We start from the raw sequence: 19331 nt of genomic DNA, 5'->3' as shown, positions 1-19331 counted from the left end.
GGAGCAACGATGATCGATTCAATCGAAGCACTGGAAGCTATTTACGGATTGCCCCACGAACGGGCGGTGCGCAAGCAGATCGGTTTTCTCAACGAGGACTATCAGGCGATGGTCCGGGTTTCGCCGCTGGTAATTGTCAGTTCGGTCGGTGCCGACGGCATCGACGGTTCTCCGCGCGGTGATGCGCCGGGGTTTGTGCGGATTATCGACGAGCGCACCCTGGCCCTGCCGGATCGCCCGGGCAACAACCGCATCGATACCTTGCGCAACGTGCTGCACGATCCACGGGTATCGCTGCTGTTCATCATCCCGGGGATTGGCGAAACGTTGCGGGTCAACGGCACCGCGACCATCAGCGCTGATCCGGAGTTACTGGAAAGCTTCGCGGTCAACGGCAAGCCGGCGCGCACGGTGTTGCTGGTGACGGTGGAGGCGGCGTTCTTTCATTGCTCGAAAGCATTCGTGCGTTCGGATGCGTGGAATCCGCAAACCCACTTGCCGCGCTCGGCGCTGCCAACGGCGGGCGCGTTTCACAAGCGTCTGAATGAAGGTCAGTTCGATGCCGAGGCCTACGACCGTGAGGCCCCGGCGCGGGTGCGTGAAACCCTTTACTGACGCCGCCCATCGATCGTTCCCACGTCGAGGCGTCGAACCGTCTGCGTGGGAATGCAGCCTTTGACGCTCTGCGTCATGACGGTGCCAGGCGTTACATCAGCGGTGCGGCAGGAACGCGGAGCGTCCCGGTATGCATTCCCACGCAGAGCGTGGGAATGATCATGGGTCAGAGGGTCAGAATCATCTCGTGCCACGCCATCCCGCCGTGGTCGGACTCGGACGGTTTGATGTAGGCAAAACCGAATCCGGCGTACAGCGGGATGTGCCGATCCTTGCACATCAGGTGAATCGTCGCCTTGCCCTGAGCGCGCATGCGCTCGATGAATTCGCCCAGCAGACGCTTGGCCAGGCCCAGGCCTTGATAGTCCGGGTGCACCACCACCGACATGATCACCACGTTCGGCCCCGCCGGATCGTGGCCGATCAGTTCCTTGAACGCCTCGTCGGACATCTGCACCTCGAACGCCGCGCCGGAGTTGATGAAGCCGGCCACCTGCCCGTCCACCTCGGCGACGATGAAACCGTCCGGCCAGGTGGCGATGCGCGTGGCGATCTTCTCGCGGGTCGCGGCTTCGTCGCCCTCGTAGGCGAGGGTTTCGATGGCGTAGCAGCGATCCAGGTCGGCGGCGGTGACGTGGCGGATGACGGTGTTCATGGCGGCTCGAAATCAGTGGAAACAGGGCCGCCAAGGATAAAGGAATAAGGTGTTCATATCGATCCGCATGGGCGGCGTAAAGCCTGCGTATAAGCGCTTTTCTTCGGATTCGGGACGGTTTATTCCTGAGCACTGTCTCTGATCACCCGAAGGGGAACAGTTTATGAGCAGCATGGAAATCGGTTTGTTGATGGTGTTGGGTATCAGCTTTTTCGGCTTCATCACCCTGGGCATCGACCTGTTGCGGGCACGACGGATCAAGGGCAAGTAAGGCTTGATCGGCAGCGCGAAGCGGGTTCGCGCTGCCGGTCGTTCATCAGGTTTTCTTTTCCACCGGGACGCAGATTTCCAGCTTGCCGGCATTGGTTTTCGGATTGAAATCGGCGCTGTAGCGTTCCAGCTCCGGGGCGTTGAGGCCCTTGTATTCAGATGCCGGCAGCCAGGTTTTGTAGATGTACTCGATGGTCTGCGGCAGAAGATCCAGCGAACCCTTGTGCTCGAACACCGCGTACTGGCGAGGCAGGATTTCGATCCACGGATACTTTTCCTGCGGGAAGTCATCCAGCTTGCGGATTTCGACCCCGGCCATGTAATCGAAACCGCCGTTGCCGTCGAAATTGCTGCAGACGCCGTAGGTCACTTCGCCCTTCTGCCCCGGAATATTTCCGATGTGCGGGATCAGTTTCTCCCAAAGCGCGGGGATGTCCTGGACGGTCTCTTTGGTGAAACGATCGCGAAAACCTGCAATCAGCAGGAAGTGTCCATGTTCGAAGCGAGGTTCAGCCACTTCGACGCGTTTTTGCTCATCCATGACTCGACTCCTTGGAACGAAAAAAGTGGGTTCGGCTGGGAGTATAGAAGCCAAACCCGATTCGCACATTTACAGCGTGTGCAGGGCCTCGACGGCACCGGAACCGACGAACTCGTTATAACCGGATACGATCACGTAGACCGCGAAATAGCAGAAGATCGCCGCCGATGCCATGTAGGAATAGCGCAGCAGTTTGTCACCCAGCAGTTTGCCGCCATGGCTCGCCGCAAAGCACAGACCCGCCGACCACAACAGCCCGGCACACAGGAAGCCGCCAAGGAACAGCGCCGAACTGAGCGGACCGCCGCCACCGGAACGGGCGATCAACGTGCCGCCCACGGCCGCGAACCACAGGATGGCGCTCGGCGACGACATGGCGAGAAAAATCCCACGGAAGAATTCCTTGCGATGGGAGTTCTGGCCGACCTCCGCCGTCTCCGCCAGCAACGCTTCGTGGTGGATCGCCGAATAGATCATCTTCGCCGCGAAGTAGATCAACAGCGCCGAACCGCCGATCCACAACACCCAGCGCACGGTTTCGTATTGCAGCAGAACGGTCATTCCAGCCAGGGCAAGAACGGCGTAAATCAGGTCGCCGACGCAGGTGCCGAGGCCCAGCGCGAAGCCCTGAAAATAGCCGCGCTGCATGGCCAGGGTGATCATCGCGATGTTGGCCACGCCGATGTCCAGGCACAGCGAAAGGCTCAGCAAGAAGCCGCTGGTGAATTCCATTAACCGTTTTCCTTGGGAAAAAATTGTTGTCGTGCACGCTGGACAGTCTGCCATCGCTGCCCTTATCTTCCGCCACAGGTCACCGCAGTGACCAGCGTCGCTCGGACGGTTCCGGGCGCTTACGTTATCCGAGGCAATAATGGCTGAACAAGGTTCGCCGCGCCGCTTTGCGCGCATAGATCGACTCCCCCCTTACGTTTTCAACATCACTGCCGAGCTGAAGATGGCCGCCCGACGTCGTGGCGAAGACATCATCGACTTGAGCATGGGCAACCCCGACGGCGCCACGCCGCCGCACATCGTTGAAAAACTGGTGCAGGTTGCACAACGCGAAGACACCCACGGTTACTCCACGTCCAAGGGCATTCCGCGCCTGCGCCGGGCGATTTCCAACTGGTACAAGGAACGCTACGAGGTCGATATCGACCCGGAAAGCGAAGCCATCGTCACCATCGGTTCCAAGGAAGGCCTGGCGCACCTGATGCTGGCGACTCTGGATCAGGGTGACACCGTGCTGGTGCCGAACCCGAGCTACCCGATTCACATCTACGGTGCCGTGATTGCCGGCGCCCAGGTGCGGTCGGTGCCGCTGGTGCCGGGCGTGGACTTCTTCGACGAGCTGGAACGGGCGATTCGTGGCTCGATCCCGAAACCGAAGATGATGATCCTCGGCTTCCCGTCCAACCCCACCGCGCAGTGCGTGGAACTGGATTTCTTCGAGCGGGTGATTGCCCTCGCCAAACAGTACGACGTGCTGGTGGTGCACGACCTGGCCTATGCCGACATCGTCTACGACGGCTGGAAAGCCCCGTCGATCATGCAGGTGCCGGGCGCCAAGGACATCGCGGTGGAGTTTTTCACCCTGTCCAAGAGCTACAACATGGCGGGCTGGCGCATCGGTTTCATGGTCGGCAACCCGGAACTGGTCAACGCCCTGGCGCGGATCAAGAGCTACCACGACTACGGCACCTTCACCCCGCTGCAGGTGGCCGCGATTGCTGCGCTGGAAGGCGATCAGCAATGCGTGCGCGACATCGCCGAGCAGTATCGCCAGCGCCGCAACGTGCTGGTCAAAGGCCTGCATGAACTGGGCTGGATGGTCGAAAATCCGAAAGCCTCGATGTACGTCTGGGCGAAGATTCCCGACGCCTACGCGCACCTCGGCTCGCTGGAGTTCGCCAAGAAGCTGCTGGCCGAGGCCAAGGTCTGCGTCTCGCCAGGCGTCGGCTTTGGTGAATACGGCGACGATCACGTGCGTTTCGCACTGATCGAGAACCAGGACCGGATTCGTCAGGCCGTACGCGGGATTCGCGGGATGTTCCGGGCGGATGGCCTGGTCACCAAGTAACAGCCTCCGCAACCTGATCGTTCCCACGCTCCGCGTGGGAATGCCTCAATGGACGCTCTGCGTCCGCTTTGGGACGCAGAGCGTCCCGGGCTGCATTCCCACGCAGAGCGTGGGAACGATCCAGGCACAAAAAAACCGCATCGCTGCGGTTTTTTTGTGTCTGGCGTTCGAGGTTAAACGAACAGCGACAGCAGCAGGATAAAGCCCAGCGCAACCACCGACAGGATGGTTTCCATCGCGGTCCAGGTCTTGAAGGTTTCCGCCACGGTCATGTTGAAGTACTGCTTCACCAGCCAGAAACCGGCGTCGTTGACGTGGGACAGGATCAAGGAACCGGCACCGGTGGCTAGCACCAGCAGCTCACGGTTCACACCCGGGATCATCCCCACTACCGGCACCACGATGCCCGCGCCTGTGATGGTCGCCACGGTGGCCGAACCGGTCGCGATGCGGATCACCGCCGCCACCAGCCACGCCAGCAGGATCGGCGAGATCTGCGCGCTGACCGCCATGTGGCCGATCACGTCGCCCACACCGCTGGTCACCAGCATCTGCTTGAAGCCGCCGCCGGCACCGATGATCAGGATGATCGCGGCGGTTGGCGCCAGGCTCGCATCCAGCCATTTGAGCATCTGCTGAGAACCGATGCCCTGCTTGGCGCCGAAGGTGTACAGCGACAGCAGCAACGCCAGCAGCAGCGCCGAGATCGGGTGACCGATCATGTCCATCCAGGTGCGGAAGAAATGACCGTCCGGCAGCGCCACATCAGCGAAGGTTTTCAGCAGCATCAGGAACACCGGCAGCAGCACGGTGACCAGGGTGATGCCGAAGCTTGGCAGCTTGGCCGAATCGGTTTCACGGGCCAGTTGATCAACCAGTTCCTGGTTCGGATGACCCGGGATGTGCTTGGCGATGAACGTACCGAAGATCGGACCGGCAATGATGGCGGTCGGCAGCGCGACGATCAGACCGTAGAGAATGGTCTTGCCGATGTCGGCACCGAACACGCCAATGGCCAGCAGCGGGCCCGGGTGCGGTGGCACCAGGCCGTGCACGGCGGACAGGCCGGCGAGCAGCGGGATACCGATCTTGATGATCGACACACCGGTGCGGCGGGCAACGATGAACACCAGCGGAATCAGCAGCACGAAGCCGATTTCAAAGAACAGCGGAATGCCCACCAGGAACGCGGCGAACATCATTGCCCACTGCACGCGCTCTTTGCCGAACGCGCGGATCAGGGTCTGGGCGATCTGATCGGCACCGCCGGATTCGGCCATCATTTTGCCGAGCATGGTGCCCAGCGCGAGGATGATGCCGACAAAACCGAGCACGCCACCGAAGCCGTCCTGGAACGCTTTGATGATGGTGCCGATCGGCATGCCGGACGTCAGACCGAGAAACGCGGCGGCGATGGTCAGGGCAATGAAGGGATGGAGCTTGAACTTGGTGATCAGGACGATAAGCCCGATCACCGTGACCACTGCATCGAGCAGCAGGTAGGCGTCATGGGACATGCCAAACATTGGGGGTGTCTCCTGGTTTGTTGTTGTTATTAAAGCGGGTTAATCAGAAGTCGAAAGGACAGCGCTATCTTCGCAATCACACTCATACCGCCTGTTTCAGGCCATGGGCCTGCCACCAGACGTGGGCTTGCGACGCCAGTTCTTCAACGCTGTGGATCGAAGCATTCAGGGCCAGGGTCAACGGCTCGCCCTTGGGCGATTCGAGGGTGGCGAACTGGCTTTCGATCAAGGTGGCCGGCATGAAGTGGCCCGGACGATGGGACACACGTTCGGCGGCAACTTCAGGCGTCAATTCGAGGAACACGAAGCCCAGGCCCGGCAAGGCGCTGCGCAGACGTTCGCGGTAAATGTGCTTGAGGGCCGAGCAGGTCAGCACCGGGCGTTCGCCCAGGGCATCGACGCGACGCAGCTCATCGCACAGGCTGTCGAGCCAGCCGGCACGGTCTTCGTCGTTCAGGGGGATCCCCGCGCTCATCTTTTCGATGTTCGCGGCCGGATGGAAAGTATCGCCTTCAATGGCAGTGGCGCCGCTCAATTGGCACAGGGCCTCGCTGACGCACGTCTTGCCGCAACCGGCAACGCCCATGATGACCAGGGCGGTGATGGGATGATTCATGAAACACCTCAGCGCGCAGACAGCGCTACCTTTGCTAACTATGACTCTAGTGCACAGGCAGAAATTGCCGACGCCTTCTTGTCGTTTTTTTGGGTTGCAGCAGGTTGGGTCCCAACGCCAAAAAGCGAGGATCAGGCAGGACCTCGCTTACGCATTTGCAGCTGCATAAGGACAGCGCTACCTTAGTGCCTTGATTTTTGTTTGGCAAGCCGCCCGATGACCACCCCTAAAAACGATAAAAACACCCGCACCACCGGCCGTCCCACCCTCAATGAAGTCGCCCGACTGGCCGGGGTCAGCCCGATTACCGCCTCCCGCGCCTTGCGCGGGGTCAGCACTGTCGCCACCGAGCTGGTGGAAAAAGTCCAGAAAGCCGCGCTGGAACTCAACTACGTGGTCAACCCCGCCGCCCGCGCCCTGGCCTCGGCCCAGAGCCATTCGGTGGTGGTCCTGGTGCCTTCTTTGGCCAACCTGTTGTTCATCGACACCCTGGAAGCCATTCATCGGGTGCTCACGCCCAAAGGCTTCGAAGTGCTGATCGGCAACTTCCACTATTCCCGCGATGAAGAAGAAAACCTGCTGCGCAACTACATGGCTTATCAGCCACGGGGTTTGCTGCTGACCGGTTTCGACCGCACCGAAACATCGCGGCGGATGATCGAGGCCAGTAACATTCCCTGCGTGTACATGATGGAACTGGACAGCGCCGCCGGGGTGAACTGCGTCGGCTTCTCCCAGCTCAGCGCCGGGGAAACCGCCGCCGAACATTTGCTGTCCCGTGGCCGCAAGCGGCTGGCGTACATCGGCGCACAGCTTGATCAGCGCACCCTGCTGCGCGGTGAAGGTTTTCGCAAAGCGTTGCAGAAGGCCGGTCGCTACGACCCGGATCTGGAAGTGCTGACCCCGCGTTCTTCGTCCGTGGGCCTGGGTGGCGAGTTGTTCCTGCAACTGCTGGCGGCGCATCCGGACGTCGATGCGATCTTCTTCGGCAACGACGACCTGGCCCAGGGCGCCCTGCTCGAGGCCCTGCGCAACGGGATCAAGATCCCCGAGCAAGTGGCGATCCTCGGCTTCAACGACCTGCCGATGTCCGAGCATATGGTGCCGCGCCTGAGCAGCATCAACACCCCGCGTGAGGCCATCGGCCGGCGTGCGGCGGAACAGATGCTGACCCTGATGGCCGGCAACAGCGTGGCGCGACCGGTCGAGGACATGGGCTTCGAACTGAAGATCCGCGAAAGCACCTGACCTCCGCGTTCGGCTCTGGAAGGGACGCGGAGCATCCCGGGCTGCGTTCCCACGCAGAGCGTGGGAACGATCACCGGCCGAGTATTTCAACCAATGCCGCCGCGCCCTTCTGCAACGGCTGGCTCTTGAGCCACACCGCGTGCACCGGCAGCACCAGACCGTTCTCGATGTTGCGGAAGTTCAGCCGTTTCAATCGCCCCGAATCGAGCCACGGCTGCACCACCGACAACGGGAAATTGCCCCAGCCCAACCCCGCCTCGACCATCTCCAGCGCCGTCTCCAGGCTGTCGGTGCGCCAGTGGGATTCGGCCACCAGCGGCCGGGTTTCGCTGATCGGCAAGTCGCGACTGCCGACGACGATCTGCCGCACATGCACCAGATCTTCGAGAAACAGATCCTGCCCCTGCAACAGCGGACTGTCCGCCGCCAGCGTGGCGATCATCCGTTCACTGCCGACAAACTGAAAGCGCTCCAGCACGTTCACGCTCAACCCGGCGAACGCCAGGCACACGCTGACCCGGCCACTGTGAAGCATCGCCAGCACGTCATCCTGCGGCGCGGTCAGCACTTCGATGTCGAGCAGCGGGTGGCGCTCACTGATGTCCTTGATCGCCGCCAACAACCGTCGACGATCGATATCCGCCGCCACGCCGATCGACAACTTGCTCTCCAGCCCCAGCGACAACTGCACCGCATGCACCTGCAATTGCTTGAGCTGATCGGCGATCAGTCGCGCATGGGGCACCAGCGACAGCGCCATCGCCGTGGGTTGCGGTTCGCGGTGACTGCGATCAAACAGCGGGTAGCCGAGTTCGGCCTCCAGATTGCCGATGGCCATGCTCACCGCCGACGGGACTTTGCCCAATGCCCTGGCTGCGGCGGAAAACGAGCCGCGCTCAATCACTGCGAGAAACAGCTCGATGCTTTCGCTGTTGAAATTCACATCATTTACCTATCAATAAAACTGAAAGCTACTGACTTTTTCTGTCATCGCCATTGAAGCTATCTTTCGTCGCCTTCGCCAGCCCCACTGGCCACAAGTCGCAAGAAAGAGGCAATTCCCCATGCAAGGCGTCAAACGCAAACTGGTCTACGTGTCGCTCTATGAAGTGATCGGCATGACCTTCTCGGCCCTCGGCCTGGCTCTGTTGTCCGGCACCTCGCCCGGCAGCACCGGCCCGCTGGCGGTGATCATCACCACCATCGCCGTGACCTGGAACTTCATCTACACCTCGCTGTTCGAGCACTGGGAAAGCCGTCAGGTGTCGCGCACCCGCACAGTCAAACGCCGTATCGCCCACGCGGTCGGCTTTCAATTGACGCTGATCGTGTTCCTGATTCCACTGATCGCCTGGTGGATGAACATCAGCCTGGTGCAGGCCTTCCTGCTGGATCTGGCGCTGATCGTGTTCATCCCTTGCTACACCTTCGCCTTCAACTGGCTGTTCGATAAGGTGTTCGGTTTGCCGGCCTCGGCGCTGCCGGATCCCGTGCCCGCAGCATGAATCGCTAATTGGTAAGTGGATATTGCAAGAAATCGGCGGTTTTCCCGTACCAACCGCCGATATAAACAATCCTTGATTTCCGATAGCAGGCTAAGCTTTTCCATCATAAAAAAATGGATCGGCCCATGACTGCACACGCCCCCGCCCCCGCGCAAAGCGATGGCATCGACCCGATACGCGCCGCACAGGTTTCCGCCCGCATCGACCGTCTTCCGGCGGTCGCCACGATCTGGCGGCTGGTGGCGCTGCTGTCGATCGGTGGTTTCTTCGAACTCTACGACCTGTTCCAGACCGCCTATATCAGCCCCGGCCTGATCCGCGACGGCATCTTCGCCACCGGCAATCAGGGCGTGTTCGCGTTCTCCGATCAAGCCGCGTTCGCCTCGGCGACGTTCCTCGGTCTGTTTCTCGGCGCCAGTCTGCTCAGTCCGTTGGCGGATCGTTTCGGGCGACGGGCGATCTTCACCTTCGCGCTGGTCTGGTACACCGTGGCCACGGTGCTGATGGGCGTGCAGAGTTCGGCGCTGGGGATCATCTGCATGCGTTTTCTGGTGGGCATCGGCCTCGGCATTGAGTTGGTGACCATCGATGCCTACCTCTCGGAACTGGTGCCCAAACGCATGCGCAGTTCGGCGTTCGCCTTCGCGTTTTTCGTGCAGTTCCTGTCGGTGCCGGCGGTGGCGCTGATGTCCTGGTGGCTGGTGCCGCAGGCGCCGTTCGGGGTGTCCGGCTGGCGTTGGGTGGTGCTGGCCAGTGCGGTGTTTGCGCTGTTCATCTGGTGGCTGCGCAAACGGCTGCCGGAGTCGCCGCGCTGGCTGGCCCAGCATGGCCGCTTCGATGAAGCGAACCGGATTCTCGATGACATCGAGGCGCGCTGCGAGAAAGATCACCGTCAACCACTGGGTGCGCCGGAAGCCGTGGCCGTCGACGTCGAAGGCAAGGGCCGTTTCGCCGATATCTGGCAGCCACCGTACCGGCGCCGGGCACTGATGCTGATCGTCTTTCACATTTTCCAGGCCATCGGCTTCTTCGGTTTCGGCAACTGGTTGCCAGCGTTGCTTTCCGGTCAGGGCGTCAGCGTCACCCACAGTCTGATGTACGCGTTCATCATCACCCTCGCCTACCCGCTCGGGCCGCTGCTGTTCGTCAAATTCGCCAACCGTTTCGAGAACAAATGGCAGATCGTCGGCTCGGCGCTGGGCGCCATGACCTTCGGCACCTTGTTCGCGTTGCAGACCAGCGCCTTCGGCCTGATCTTCTGCGGGGTGATGATCACCTTCTGCAACGCGTGGCTGAGCTTCAGTTATCACTCCTATCAGAGCGAACTGTTCCCGACCAACATCCGCGCCCGGGCGGTGGGGTTCTGTTACTCGTTCAGTCGCTTGTCGACGGTGTTCAGCAGCCTGTTGATCGGTCTGTTCCTCGACCACTTCGGCACGCCGGGCGTGCTGGCGTTCATTGTCGTCAGCATGTTGATCGTGATGCTGACCATCGGCTATTTCGGCCCCCGCACCCGCAACCTGGCGCTGGAAAACATCGCCCATCGCTGACGGGCAACGGTCATCTTCTGCCGCCGGACGGCAAAGGATGACCGCTTCCGAAAACTGGAAATTCCTTAACCTGCTGAATTCATGAGACTTATTCTGACGGCACGGTAATTGCTGCTTTACCGCCAACAGCAATTACCACAAGGTCCTCAATCATGTTGGTCAGCTCGAAACAGGCGAATTTGATTCATCTGCCCAAGCGCATCACCGAAGACACCACCGCTTCGGCGGCTGCCGGTCTGCAAGGCGGGCTCCACGGCGCAATGCTGCAATCGCTGCAAAACCAGGCGCAGGGGCAAACCACTGACGCCACCAACCAGATTCAAAGCTCGGCCACGCAACTCGCCACCCAGCAAGTCAGCGAAGCCACACGCATCAGCGACAACGTCGATGAAGCGTTCGCCAAGACCCGCGTCGGCCTGCAGACTTCTGACGCTTCGCAGACCAAGGCCACCGGCACTTCCGCCACCGACGAGTTCAAGGACTACATGAGCAAGTCGCCGGAACAGCGTCTGCGCGACAGCATCCTCAAGGAAATGGGTTTGACCGAGGACGACATCAAAGCCATGCCGCCAGAGAAACAACTGGCCATCGGCAAAGAGATCGCCGATCGCCTGCAGGACAAGATGAAACTGGCCGAAGCCGAAAAGCAGAACAAACAAGACGCCAACTCGGTCAAGATCAGCGACCAGTCGGCAGACAAGTTCCTCGCTTCGCTCTGACTCGCAGCGCAATGAAAAAAGGATCCCAAGGGATCCTTTTTTTTCAGCCGTAAACCGTCAGTTCAACTGCAACGTCTCATTGAACTGGCTGATCGCATCCACCACATGCCGCGAGCCCTGCTGAATCTCGCGGATCGCGTCGCCCGCCTCGTTCGCCAGTTCCACCCCGAGCCCGGTGCGGCTCAGGCTCGACTGCATGCTCGACACCGCACTCAGTGACAACTCATGGTTCTTGCGCACCACATCGACGATCTCCAGGGTCGCCTGACTGGTCCGCGCCGCGAGGCTGCGCACTTCATCCGCCACCACCGCAAAACCGCGTCCGTGCTCACCCGCCCGCGCCGCTTCGATGGCCGCGTTGAGTGCCAGCAGGTTGGTCTGGTCGGCAATCCCGCGAATGGTCTGGACGATGGTGCCGATGATGTCCGACTGCTTGCTCACCGCATCGATGCTCAGCGCCGCTTCGTTGAGGTCGCGGGAAATGTCCTGAATGATCTGCACCGTTTGCTGCACGACCTGTGAGCCTTTTTGCGCGCAGGCGTCGTTTTGTACCGAGGTGCTGTGGGCCGATTCCGCAGCGGTCTGCAAGGTGGTCATCTGGTGGGTGATGTCGCTGGCGAACTTCACCACTTTGTACAATCGGCCCTTGGCATCGAACAACGGGTTATACGAGGCTTCGAGGTAAACGGTCTGCCCGGACTTGTTCTTGCGTTCGAAGCGGTGCGAGTGATATTCGCCGCGATTGAGCGAGGCCCAGAACGCTTTGTATTGCGCGGATTCGGCTTCGGCGCGATGACAGAACAGGCTGTGGTGATGGCCGACAATTTCGTTGAGCGAATACTGCATGGTCTTGAGGAAGTTGTCGTTGGCCGAGATCACATTGCCTTCCGGGGTGAATTCGATCACGGCCATCGAACGGCTGATGGCGGCGAGCATGCTCTCCTCTTCTTTTTCCTTGTTCACGCGCGCCGTGATGTCCGACGCCACTTTGATCACGCTTCTGACTTGTTTGTCCGGGCCATACACCGGCATGTAACTGGCCTCGAGCCAGATCTCCTGACCGCGCTTGTTCAAACGCAGGAAAGTCCCGCTGAGTGGTTCACCACGGGCCAGATCACGCCACAACTTGGCGTATTCCTCGCTGCGGTAAAACGCCTCTTCGCAAAAGACCCGGTGATGTTTGCCACGCACTTCCTCGGCGCTGTAGCCCATGGTCTTGCAGAAGTTCTCATTGGCATCCAGAACGATGCCCTCGGGGGTGAATTCGATCATCGCCATCGAACGGCTGATCGCCTCCAACTTGGCGTTGGCTTCGGTCAGGGCACAACTGAAGCGTTCGATTTCCTGCAGGTCAGCCTTGTGATGTAGGTTGAACATGTCTCTATCACCTTCCGCGCGGTCTTTTGATTTGATGAAAGTTCAGGTCTTTCAGAATCCACCACTACGTTCCACAGAACAGGCACACGCATTCCTCCACAGGAGGAAGTTGTCAGGTGATCAACGATGATTAATCAAAGAGTCCATGCAGCGACGCTCTAATCAAGACATCCTTCTCTTGATAGCCCGCGGGCGGGCCATTCCTAACGTGCAGAAGAACTTCCATTTAAAAACATGCTCCTTGTCGGTTCAGTGTCGGTGCCTTGGATTGCGCACTCTGGCAGCTTTGTTCATGACTAACCGATTGCCGTCGAGGCGCATTGGATGGCGGTCGACATAGTTAGTTACGTGTGAGCATAGACAGCGCAAAGCCTTGCGCAAGGCCACTAGTCGGCCAGTACCACGGGGAGTTTGGACAAAAAACGGACAAGAATCGGTTCAGCGGCGGGGGTGTTGGTTGCCATTGCGACAGACTCGCAATGGCAACTTTTGAAACTACGCAATTATCGGATAAGTACTACAGACTGCCACTGACTTTATTCGCCACTTCACCCGGCACCCACGATTTCCACACTTGCGGTTGATCGCGCAGGAAGGCTTCGGCGACCTGACGTGGCTGCTGACGTTTCTCGCTCATCCCGGCCAGGGTCTGGTTCAGCAGATCGATCGGCAAATCGACCTTTTCAAAGAACGTCACCAGTTCCGGATACTGCGCCTTGAACGGTGCAGACACGCCAATCGCCAGGCTCGCCGGCATCGAGCGGGTGCCTTTCGGATGGGGGTTGTTGGCGTCGGCCAGGGTTTTCCAGGCTTCGGCGTCGAACGGTGGCTCTTCCAGCTTCACCAGTTTGAAGCGACCGAGCAACGGTGTCGGCGACCAGTAGTAGAACAGCACCGGTTTGCCACGCTTGATCGACGACGCCACCTCGGCATCCAGCGCCGCGCCGGAACCGGTGCGGAAGTTGACGAAGCTGTCGTTCAGCGCATAGGCCTTGAGCTTCTGGCTGTTGACGATTTCCGAGGTCCAGCCGGTCGGGCTGTTGAGGAAACGCCCGCGACTCGGGTCTTCCGGGTCCTTGAACACATCCTTGTAGCGCGGCAGGTCGGCCACGGATTTCAGCTCCGGCGCCAGCGGTTTGATCCCGCGCTCGGGGTCGCCCTTGATCACGTATTCCGGCACCCACCAGCCTTCGGTGGCGCCCTTCACCGTGTCGCCGAGCCCGAACACCTTGCCCTCGGCGGCAGCCTTGACCCACGCCGGACTGCGCCCGGCCCACTCTTCACCGATCACTTGAATGTCGTTTTTCGCCAGCGCCGCTTCGAGGCTGACGGTGCTGCCCGGCAGCGTGTCAGTCGGGTAGCCATAACCTTTTTCGACGATCAGGCGCAGCACTTCGGTGATGAAACTGCCGCTTTCCCAGGTGATGTCGCCGAAGTGGATAGGCGCGGTTTTTTCCGCTGCCACGGCGTGGCCGGCCGTCAGGGTCAAGGCCAGCAGCGAACTGCCGAGCAGGGTTTTGATCGATCTCATGCGGACCTCTTGTTCTGGGAGGAAATCAGGGTTTGGTTGGCGCTGTGGCGGTTGCACAGGGCCTGGGAACGGGTCATGTACATGCTTACCGAACGCTGGGAGATGCCCAGTTCGGCAGCGATTTGCGGGTAGGTCAGGCCGTCGATGCGCGCCAGCAGAAAGGTCGAGCGGACTTTGCCCGGCAGGCGCTGGAGCGTCCGGTCCAGATGCTTGAGGCTCTGCGACAGATCTGCCAGATCTTCGGGAGACGGCGCGTGATCGAGGTCACTCTGTTGCAGTTGATGCAGATGCCGACGCTCCAGATCGCCCCGCCGCCAGCGCTCATACAGCAGCCGCTGGGCGATGGTGGTGAGCAACGCGCGGGGTACGCGGATGGCGGTCAGGCCCGGTGCTTCGAGCAGTTGCGCGAAGGTTTCGGCGGCGATGTCTTCGGCGCTGGCTGCATCATTCGATTGCCGGCGCAGACGTGTGCACAACCACTGGTAATGGTCGCGAAACAACGTATTCACATGATTGCGATGGGATGAGTCGGCGCCGGACATGGGGGCTCCTTGGTCAAGGGTCGCTGAATGTCCGGTCGTCCGGTGGTGCGATCCTAGCAAGGTGCCTTATGCGTTAAAAATACTTAAAAAGAATTTTTATATTCCATTAGTGAATTAATGGAAATCGCTAACGCAAGCGGCCGTATCCCAGTTCTTCGGCCTCGCGTTGATAGTCCAGCAGGACGAGGTAATCGCTTTCGCTGGCAGGCAGGACTTCGGGCAGGCCGAGGATGCGGGCAATGTCGGGCAAGTCTTGAAGGCTGCGGTTGATCGCCCGGCGCAGCTGTTCGATCTGCGTGTCCGAAGCACTGGCAACGGTGATGAAGGGCAACGTCGGGCTGAACGCACTGCGCGCCACCACCCGCAAGCCGCTGACTTCTTCGGCGGCGTGCTGCGCCAGGTAGGCAAAGGTCACGCTGTCGATGGCCGCCAGATCGGCGCGGTCTTCGCGCAACCAGCGCAGGCTTTCGCGATGGCCGCCACTGAGGCCGACCGAAGCGAAAAACTGACCGTCCCGCTGCAGTGGCGCCAGTCGCTGGCGCAACAGGTTCATGCCGCTGTTGGAGTCTTCGCTGTTGATCACCCCGCGACTGTCGAAGAACTCCGCCAGACTGCGGCGTGGATCATCGGCGCGGGAAAGGATCAGGCTGCAATGATTGCCTGCAGTGGCGTCCGGCAATTCGTAGCGCGGACGGCCGACAATCCGGACCTGACCACGCAGCGCGGTCATCAGCGGATAGCCACAGGTTTGGGTCAACAGCAACTGCGGCGACAGCCAAAGGTCGGGCAGCGACAAGCCTTCGGCCTTGAGTCGCGAGCGGCCCAGGTGATCGAGAATCCGCGCCAGCCACTGTTCGTTCGCCGCGCGGATCGGCTCGGGGGCGATGTACATCAACAGCTCTGCGTAACCTGACGTCATGGTGGCCTCAAATAAACGGATGCTGCGGACTGTCGATCGGTTTGATGCCGTGCCGACGCCACAGTTGCCCATAACCCTGCACCAGAAATCCACCGCTGCGCGCGACCCATTGCTCCCGACGCATGCGGTAGGCCTTGGGCAAGTCGTACCACGCCAGCTTCGGCAAATCGTGGTGCACCAGATGGAAATTCAGGTTCAGGAACAGCCAGCGCCACGGCCATCCGGCTTCGTTGAGCACCGTGCGCTGTTCCGGTTGTGCGTGTGGCCGGTGTTCATAGTAGGAGCGAACCATCGCGATCGACAGCGCCGGTACGCTGATCAAAAACAGGTAATGCCCCACCGGCAATACGCTGTAGCGGGCAATGAAAAACAGCATCAGTAAGGTCAGGGTTCCGTGGGTCAGCCACATCAGCCAGGCCTGGCGCTCGCCGTTTTTCAGGCGTTGCAGTTGTTCATTGGCCAGCGCCAGCAACGCCAGCGGTGCGCCAAGGATGAATCGGCCGAGCACGGTCTTGTTCAGCCAGTGCAGGCTGCGTTCGAACAGCGAACTGCCCTGCCAGCGCTCGGCGCTCAGGTAACGGCTTTCGGGGTCGACGCCGGGGATCGTCAGGTCCTCATCGCGATGGTGCTGCAAATGGCTGTCGCGATAGAGCGTGTACGGATACCACACCGCAAACGGCGCGTAGCCGAGGACTTTGTTCACCGAAGTCCAGCGCGTCGGATGACCGTGGAGCAATTCGTGCTGCACCGACAGCCACAGCACCAGCAACGGAATCAGCAGCAGCGTGCTCCACCAGAGGCCCAGCCATTCGCTGCCCAACACAATCGCGAACCAACCGGCATACACGCCGATCAGCAACAGCCAGGTCGGCCAGTCGGTGCGGGCGGTGAAGCGTTGGCGCAGGGCTTCGATCTGTTGGCGATGGGCATCGTCGAAATAATGGGGCATGGCGTGGCTCGGAACGAGGGTCTGATCGTTCTGTGCAACACCAGCGGAAAATCTTGCAGATTATTTTTGCGAGGTTTTTACGGGCGAGACAGGAGCCTGGGAACCAGGCTCCTGAAGGAGGTGATCAATGACCGAAGATGTCGACTTTTTTCGCCCTTTTCTCGTGGCGTTTCTCGATGGCGGTCTTGGCCGGTTTCTTCTTCGCGGCTTTCTTCGAATCCATACCTTTGGACATGATGCGTACTCCACTCAGAGGGGATGTGAGATCAGGTATACACCTATCCCGGCGAGCACGTTGTTTTATAATCCGCGGCTTTTGCACCGGCAGTCCGATTCATGACCGACATCCGTTACAGCCAGCTCGACGACCTGTCCTGGCCCTTGATGAACAAGTTCTACCGCCAACATCAATCGTCGATGAAAGCGGTGCGCGAGGCGCAATTGTGGGTGGCAAGGCGCGAGGAAATCGTGGCTGCTTTATGTCTGCGACTGGTGTCAGGCGGGTATTGGCTGACCGGGTTGTTCGTCGACCCGACCTGCCGCGAACAGGGTATTGCCGCGCAATTGATTGCCGAAGCGGTGAAGGACGTCGAGGCGCCTGTCTGGTTGTTCTGCCACCCGGATCTGCGCGGTTTCTACGAACGGCGCGGCTTCACTTTCGACCCCGCCCTGCCCCAGGCGATGGCCGAGCGCTTGAGCCGTTATGCGCGGAGCAAGCCGATGATTGCCATGGAGCTTGCGCCGCGCGCGGACTAGTCAGTCGTCGGCGTTGGGGTCAAGATCCGGGAACATCACTTCGGTGTAACCGAACTTGCTGAAATCGGTAATGCGCGACGGGTACAACCGCCCGATCAGGTGATCGCACTCGTGCTGCACCACCCGTGCATGGAACCCCGAGGCCACGCGCACGATCGGCTGCCCCTTGGGATCGACACCTTCGTAGCGGATCTGCTGATAACGATCTACCGCGCCCCGCAGGCCGGGCACCGACAGGCAGCCTTCGAAGCCCTCTTCCATCAAGGGACTCAACGGCGTGATCAGCGGATTGATCAGGATCGTCTGCGGCACCGCTTCGGCGTCCGGGTAACGTTCGCTGTGCTCGAAGCCGAAGATCACCAGTTGCAGGTCGACGCCGATCTGCGGCGCGGCCAGGCCGACACCGCCGACGCTTTCCATGGTCTGGAACATGTCGTCGATCAGTTGCCACAGCTCAGGGCTGTCGAGCATCTCGGCGGGCACCGGCGGGGCAATGCGCAGCAGGCGTTCATCGCCCATCTTCAAGATTTCACGGATCATGATCAGGCTTCGTCTGTGTTCGGGTTGAGCGAATGATCGCGCCCAAGTCCGGAAACGTGTTGTTTGGGATGCTCATCGAGTTCGCCGGGGACTTTCTCGCCCGGGTCCTTGCCCTCGCTGGACATGTGTTCGATCACGGCATTCATCTCCGCGCCCAGCAACAGCACGGCGGCGGAAATGTAGAAATACAGCAACAGCACGATGATCGCACCGATGCTGCCATACATGGCGTTGTAGTTGGCGAACGTCTTGACGTAAAACGCGAACCCCAGGGACGCGATGATCCACACCACCACCGCCAGCACCGAGCCCGGGGTGATGAAACGGAATTCCTGTTTGACGTCGGGCATCACGTAGTAGATCAAAGCGACGGCGACCATCATCAGGATCACGATCACCGGCCAGCGGGCGATGGTCCATACGGTGACGATGAAGTCTTCCAGCCCGACCTGCCCGGCGATCCAGCCCATCACCTGCGGCCCGAGCACCATCAGCGCGGCGGCGGCCAGCAGCATGCCGGCAATGCCGACGGTGTAAATGATCGACAGCGGGAAGCGCTTCCAGATCGGCCGGCCCTCGACCACGTCGTAGGCCGCGTTCATCGCGCTCATCATCAGGCGCACACCGGCGGACGCGGTGTACAGGGCGACGACGATACCCACGGACAGCAGACCACCCTTGGATTGCTGCAACTGGTCGATCACCGGGTTGACCTGCTCCAGCGCCTGGGGCGGCAACACCAGCTCCGATTGCAGGCGCAGCCAGGAGAAGAAGTCCGGCAGGTGCAGGAAACCGATCAGGGCAATCAGGAACAGAATAAACGGGAACAGCGAGAACAGCATCTGGTAGGCCAGTGCCGAGGCATAGGTCGACATCTCGTCATCCATGAACTCGGTGACGGTGCGCACGATGACCCGGTGCAGGGGCAGGCCTTTCATGTCGGGGAAAATCATTCGCGTCTCCTTTCGCCGCAAAACAGGTTGAAGTCGTGGCGACTCAGGGGCCGTTTTTCTCTCATCAAAGTAGCTTACTTGGCGACTTTGAAACACTGTGATCCGTGACTGTATGTGAACGGGACACGAAAACGGCCATCCTTGGATGGCCGCTTTGTTGTTTCGTTCAAGGCTGGATCAAGCCTTGTCGACGCCTTTCTTGATCGCGTCCTTGGCTTTGCCCACGGCTTGCTGGGCCTCGCCTTTCTTCTCTTGCAGTTTGCCTTCGACTTGCAGTTTGGTGTTGTCGGTGGCTTTACCGATGCCCTGCTTGACGTTGCCGACCGCTTCGTTGGCCATGCCTTTTACTTTATCGCCTGTGCTACTCATGGTGTTTCTCCTTGGTGCATTGAAGGGGAAAAGTCAGTACGTAACGATTGACTGGCCCGGTTTGCGCCAA

Annotated in this window: 20 protein-coding genes and 2 pseudogenes; 7 read left to right on the top strand and 15 right to left on the bottom strand. The window is 60.3% G+C overall.

Going from position 1 to position 19331, the window contains the following annotated elements:
* The first annotated feature begins 9 nt into the window (after positions 1–9).
* Complete coding sequence (locus AC07N4_RS23205) at positions 10–615, top strand: pyridoxamine 5'-phosphate oxidase family protein (RefSeq protein WP_493065985.1); 606 nt, start codon at positions 10–12, stop codon at positions 613–615.
* A gap of 166 nt (positions 616–781) precedes the next feature.
* Here the strand turns inward: AC07N4_RS23205 and AC07N4_RS23200 are convergent, their stop codons facing one another.
* The 3 genes from AC07N4_RS23200 to AC07N4_RS23190 all read right to left on the bottom strand — a co-directional run bounded on the left by AC07N4_RS23200 (position 782) and on the right by AC07N4_RS23190 (position 2813).
* Positions 782–1270 (bottom strand): GNAT family N-acetyltransferase, encoded by a 489-nt coding sequence (locus tag AC07N4_RS23200; RefSeq protein ID WP_096818197.1) that lies wholly within the window; start codon positions 1268–1270, stop codon positions 782–784.
* Between the two features lie 316 nt (positions 1271–1586).
* The gene (locus AC07N4_RS23195) at positions 1587–2081 is read right to left on the bottom strand and encodes a GyrI-like domain-containing protein (protein WP_493065986.1); all 495 of its coding nucleotides are present in this window, start codon (positions 2079–2081) and stop codon (positions 1587–1589) included.
* 69 nt (positions 2082–2150) lie between these two features.
* Positions 2151–2813 (bottom strand): LysE family translocator, encoded by a 663-nt coding sequence (locus AC07N4_RS23190; protein WP_096818201.1) that lies wholly within the window; start codon positions 2811–2813, stop codon positions 2151–2153.
* A 139-nt stretch (positions 2814–2952) separates the two neighbouring features.
* On the opposite strand from AC07N4_RS23190, the gene alaC reads away from it, so the two are divergent.
* Positions 2953–4161, top strand: a complete 1209-nt coding sequence (alaC, locus tag AC07N4_RS23185; RefSeq protein WP_102621307.1) for an alanine transaminase — start codon at positions 2953–2955, stop codon at positions 4159–4161.
* Positions 4162–4334: 173 nt separating this feature from the next.
* Here alaC and AC07N4_RS23180 read toward each other — a convergent pair whose 3' ends face one another.
* Both AC07N4_RS23180 and AC07N4_RS23175 read right to left on the bottom strand, forming a co-directional pair.
* The gene (locus AC07N4_RS23180) at positions 4335–5687 is read right to left on the bottom strand and encodes a GntP family permease (RefSeq protein WP_096818205.1); all 1353 of its coding nucleotides are present in this window, start codon (positions 5685–5687) and stop codon (positions 4335–4337) included.
* A gap of 82 nt (positions 5688–5769) precedes the next feature.
* The gene (locus tag AC07N4_RS23175; protein ID WP_007951121.1) at positions 5770–6303 is read right to left on the bottom strand and encodes a gluconokinase; all 534 of its coding nucleotides are present in this window, start codon (positions 6301–6303) and stop codon (positions 5770–5772) included.
* 216 nt (positions 6304–6519) lie between these two features.
* Here AC07N4_RS23175 and gntR point away from each other — a divergent pair, with 216 nt between their 5' ends.
* Positions 6520–7551 (top strand): HTH-type transcriptional regulator GntR, encoded by a 1032-nt coding sequence (gene gntR / locus AC07N4_RS23170; RefSeq protein ID WP_096818207.1) that lies wholly within the window; start codon positions 6520–6522, stop codon positions 7549–7551.
* Positions 7552–7621: 70 nt separating this feature from the next.
* Here the strand turns inward: gntR and AC07N4_RS23165 are convergent, their stop codons facing one another.
* The gene (locus AC07N4_RS23165; RefSeq protein ID WP_493065987.1) at positions 7622–8494 is read right to left on the bottom strand and encodes a LysR family transcriptional regulator; all 873 of its coding nucleotides are present in this window, start codon (positions 8492–8494) and stop codon (positions 7622–7624) included.
* Positions 8495–8615: 121 nt separating this feature from the next.
* Here AC07N4_RS23165 and AC07N4_RS23160 point away from each other — a divergent pair, with 121 nt between their 5' ends.
* The 3 genes from AC07N4_RS23160 (at position 8616) to AC07N4_RS23150 (ending at position 11325) form a co-directional block, all read left to right on the top strand.
* The gene (locus AC07N4_RS23160) at positions 8616–9056 is read left to right on the top strand and encodes a PACE efflux transporter (protein WP_096818211.1); all 441 of its coding nucleotides are present in this window, start codon (positions 8616–8618) and stop codon (positions 9054–9056) included.
* 125 nt (positions 9057–9181) lie between these two features.
* Positions 9182–10606 (top strand): MFS transporter, encoded by a 1425-nt coding sequence (locus AC07N4_RS23155; protein ID WP_493065988.1) that lies wholly within the window; start codon positions 9182–9184, stop codon positions 10604–10606.
* A 152-nt stretch (positions 10607–10758) separates the two neighbouring features.
* A complete protein-coding gene (locus AC07N4_RS23150; RefSeq protein WP_493065989.1) occupies positions 10759–11325 on the top strand; it encodes a hypothetical protein in 567 nt (188 codons plus the stop codon).
* 57 nt (positions 11326–11382) lie between these two features.
* Here the strand turns inward: AC07N4_RS23150 and AC07N4_RS23145 are convergent.
* From AC07N4_RS23145 to AC07N4_RS23120, 6 genes and pseudogenes are all read right to left on the bottom strand, one after another.
* Positions 11383–11811 (bottom strand): annotated as a pseudogene (locus AC07N4_RS23145) (methyl-accepting chemotaxis protein); the annotation flags it as partial.
* 120 nt (positions 11812–11931) lie between these two features.
* Positions 11932–12702, bottom strand: a pseudogene (locus AC07N4_RS23140) (PAS domain-containing protein); the annotation flags it as partial.
* 517 nt (positions 12703–13219) lie between these two features.
* On the bottom strand, positions 13220–14233 hold the full coding sequence (locus tag AC07N4_RS23135) for an ABC transporter substrate-binding protein (RefSeq protein ID WP_096818220.1): 1014 nt from the start codon (positions 14231–14233) through the stop codon (positions 13220–13222).
* The gene (locus AC07N4_RS23130) at positions 14230–14775 is read right to left on the bottom strand and encodes a sigma-70 family RNA polymerase sigma factor (RefSeq protein WP_493065990.1); all 546 of its coding nucleotides are present in this window, start codon (positions 14773–14775) and stop codon (positions 14230–14232) included. The genes AC07N4_RS23135 and AC07N4_RS23130 overlap by 4 nt, the downstream gene beginning before the upstream one ends.
* Positions 14776–14902: 127 nt before the next feature.
* On the bottom strand, positions 14903–15694 hold the full coding sequence (locus AC07N4_RS23125) for a phosphate/phosphite/phosphonate ABC transporter substrate-binding protein (protein WP_493065991.1): 792 nt from the start codon (positions 15692–15694) through the stop codon (positions 14903–14905).
* A 7-nt stretch (positions 15695–15701) separates the two neighbouring features.
* Entirely contained in the window at positions 15702–16643 is a 942-nt protein-coding gene (locus AC07N4_RS23120; protein WP_493065992.1) for a fatty acid desaturase, read from the bottom strand.
* A 336-nt stretch (positions 16644–16979) separates the two neighbouring features.
* Here AC07N4_RS23120 and AC07N4_RS23115 point away from each other — a divergent pair, with 336 nt between their 5' ends.
* Positions 16980–17399 (top strand): GNAT family N-acetyltransferase, encoded by a 420-nt coding sequence (locus AC07N4_RS23115; protein ID WP_102621298.1) that lies wholly within the window; start codon positions 16980–16982, stop codon positions 17397–17399.
* Here AC07N4_RS23115 and def read toward each other — a convergent pair whose 3' ends face one another.
* The 3 genes from def to AC07N4_RS23100 all read right to left on the bottom strand — a co-directional run bounded on the left by def (position 17400) and on the right by AC07N4_RS23100 (position 19261).
* The gene (def, locus tag AC07N4_RS23110) at positions 17400–17939 is read right to left on the bottom strand and encodes a peptide deformylase (RefSeq protein ID WP_096818225.1); all 540 of its coding nucleotides are present in this window, start codon (positions 17937–17939) and stop codon (positions 17400–17402) included.
* Between the two features lie 2 nt (positions 17940–17941).
* Entirely contained in the window at positions 17942–18892 is a 951-nt protein-coding gene (locus tag AC07N4_RS23105; RefSeq protein WP_096818226.1) for a YihY/virulence factor BrkB family protein, read from the bottom strand.
* A 177-nt stretch (positions 18893–19069) separates the two neighbouring features.
* Positions 19070–19261 (bottom strand): CsbD family protein, encoded by a 192-nt coding sequence (locus AC07N4_RS23100; RefSeq protein WP_096818227.1) that lies wholly within the window; start codon positions 19259–19261, stop codon positions 19070–19072.
* Positions 19262–19331: the final 70 nt, after the last annotated feature.

This window comes from Pseudomonas sp. GW821-FHT09E04, assembly GCF_059416185.1.
This window is presented reverse-complemented; position numbering and strand designations above follow the sequence as displayed.

Coding starts and splice junctions, on each gene's coding strand:
- AC07N4_RS23205 (WP_493065985.1), top strand. CDS start 10: ATGATCGATTCAATCGAAGCACTGGAAGCTATTTACGGATTGCCCCAC.
- AC07N4_RS23200 (WP_096818197.1), bottom strand. CDS start 1,270: ATGAACACCGTCATCCGCCACGTCACCGCCGCCGACCTGGATCGCTGC.
- AC07N4_RS23195 (WP_493065986.1), bottom strand. CDS start 2,081: ATGGATGAGCAAAAACGCGTCGAAGTGGCTGAACCTCGCTTCGAACAT.
- AC07N4_RS23190 (WP_096818201.1), bottom strand. CDS start 2,813: ATGGAATTCACCAGCGGCTTCTTGCTGAGCCTTTCGCTGTGCCTGGAC.
- alaC (WP_102621307.1), top strand. CDS start 2,953: ATGGCTGAACAAGGTTCGCCGCGCCGCTTTGCGCGCATAGATCGACTC.
- AC07N4_RS23180 (WP_096818205.1), bottom strand. CDS start 5,687: ATGTTTGGCATGTCCCATGACGCCTACCTGCTGCTCGATGCAGTGGTC.
- AC07N4_RS23175 (WP_007951121.1), bottom strand. CDS start 6,303: ATGAATCATCCCATCACCGCCCTGGTCATCATGGGCGTTGCCGGTTGC.
- gntR (WP_096818207.1), top strand. CDS start 6,520: ATGACCACCCCTAAAAACGATAAAAACACCCGCACCACCGGCCGTCCC.
- AC07N4_RS23160 (WP_096818211.1), top strand. CDS start 8,616: ATGCAAGGCGTCAAACGCAAACTGGTCTACGTGTCGCTCTATGAAGTG.
- AC07N4_RS23155 (WP_493065988.1), top strand. CDS start 9,182: ATGACTGCACACGCCCCCGCCCCCGCGCAAAGCGATGGCATCGACCCG.
- AC07N4_RS23150 (WP_493065989.1), top strand. CDS start 10,759: ATGTTGGTCAGCTCGAAACAGGCGAATTTGATTCATCTGCCCAAGCGC.
- AC07N4_RS23135 (WP_096818220.1), bottom strand. CDS start 14,233: ATGAGATCGATCAAAACCCTGCTCGGCAGTTCGCTGCTGGCCTTGACC.
- AC07N4_RS23130 (WP_493065990.1), bottom strand. CDS start 14,775: ATGTCCGGCGCCGACTCATCCCATCGCAATCATGTGAATACGTTGTTT.
- AC07N4_RS23125 (WP_493065991.1), bottom strand. CDS start 15,694: ATGACGTCAGGTTACGCAGAGCTGTTGATGTACATCGCCCCCGAGCCG.
- AC07N4_RS23120 (WP_493065992.1), bottom strand. CDS start 16,643: ATGCCCCATTATTTCGACGATGCCCATCGCCAACAGATCGAAGCCCTG.
- AC07N4_RS23115 (WP_102621298.1), top strand. CDS start 16,980: ATGACCGACATCCGTTACAGCCAGCTCGACGACCTGTCCTGGCCCTTG.
- def (WP_096818225.1), bottom strand. CDS start 17,939: ATGATCCGTGAAATCTTGAAGATGGGCGATGAACGCCTGCTGCGCATT.
- AC07N4_RS23105 (WP_096818226.1), bottom strand. CDS start 18,892: ATGATTTTCCCCGACATGAAAGGCCTGCCCCTGCACCGGGTCATCGTG.
- AC07N4_RS23100 (WP_096818227.1), bottom strand. CDS start 19,261: ATGAGTAGCACAGGCGATAAAGTAAAAGGCATGGCCAACGAAGCGGTC.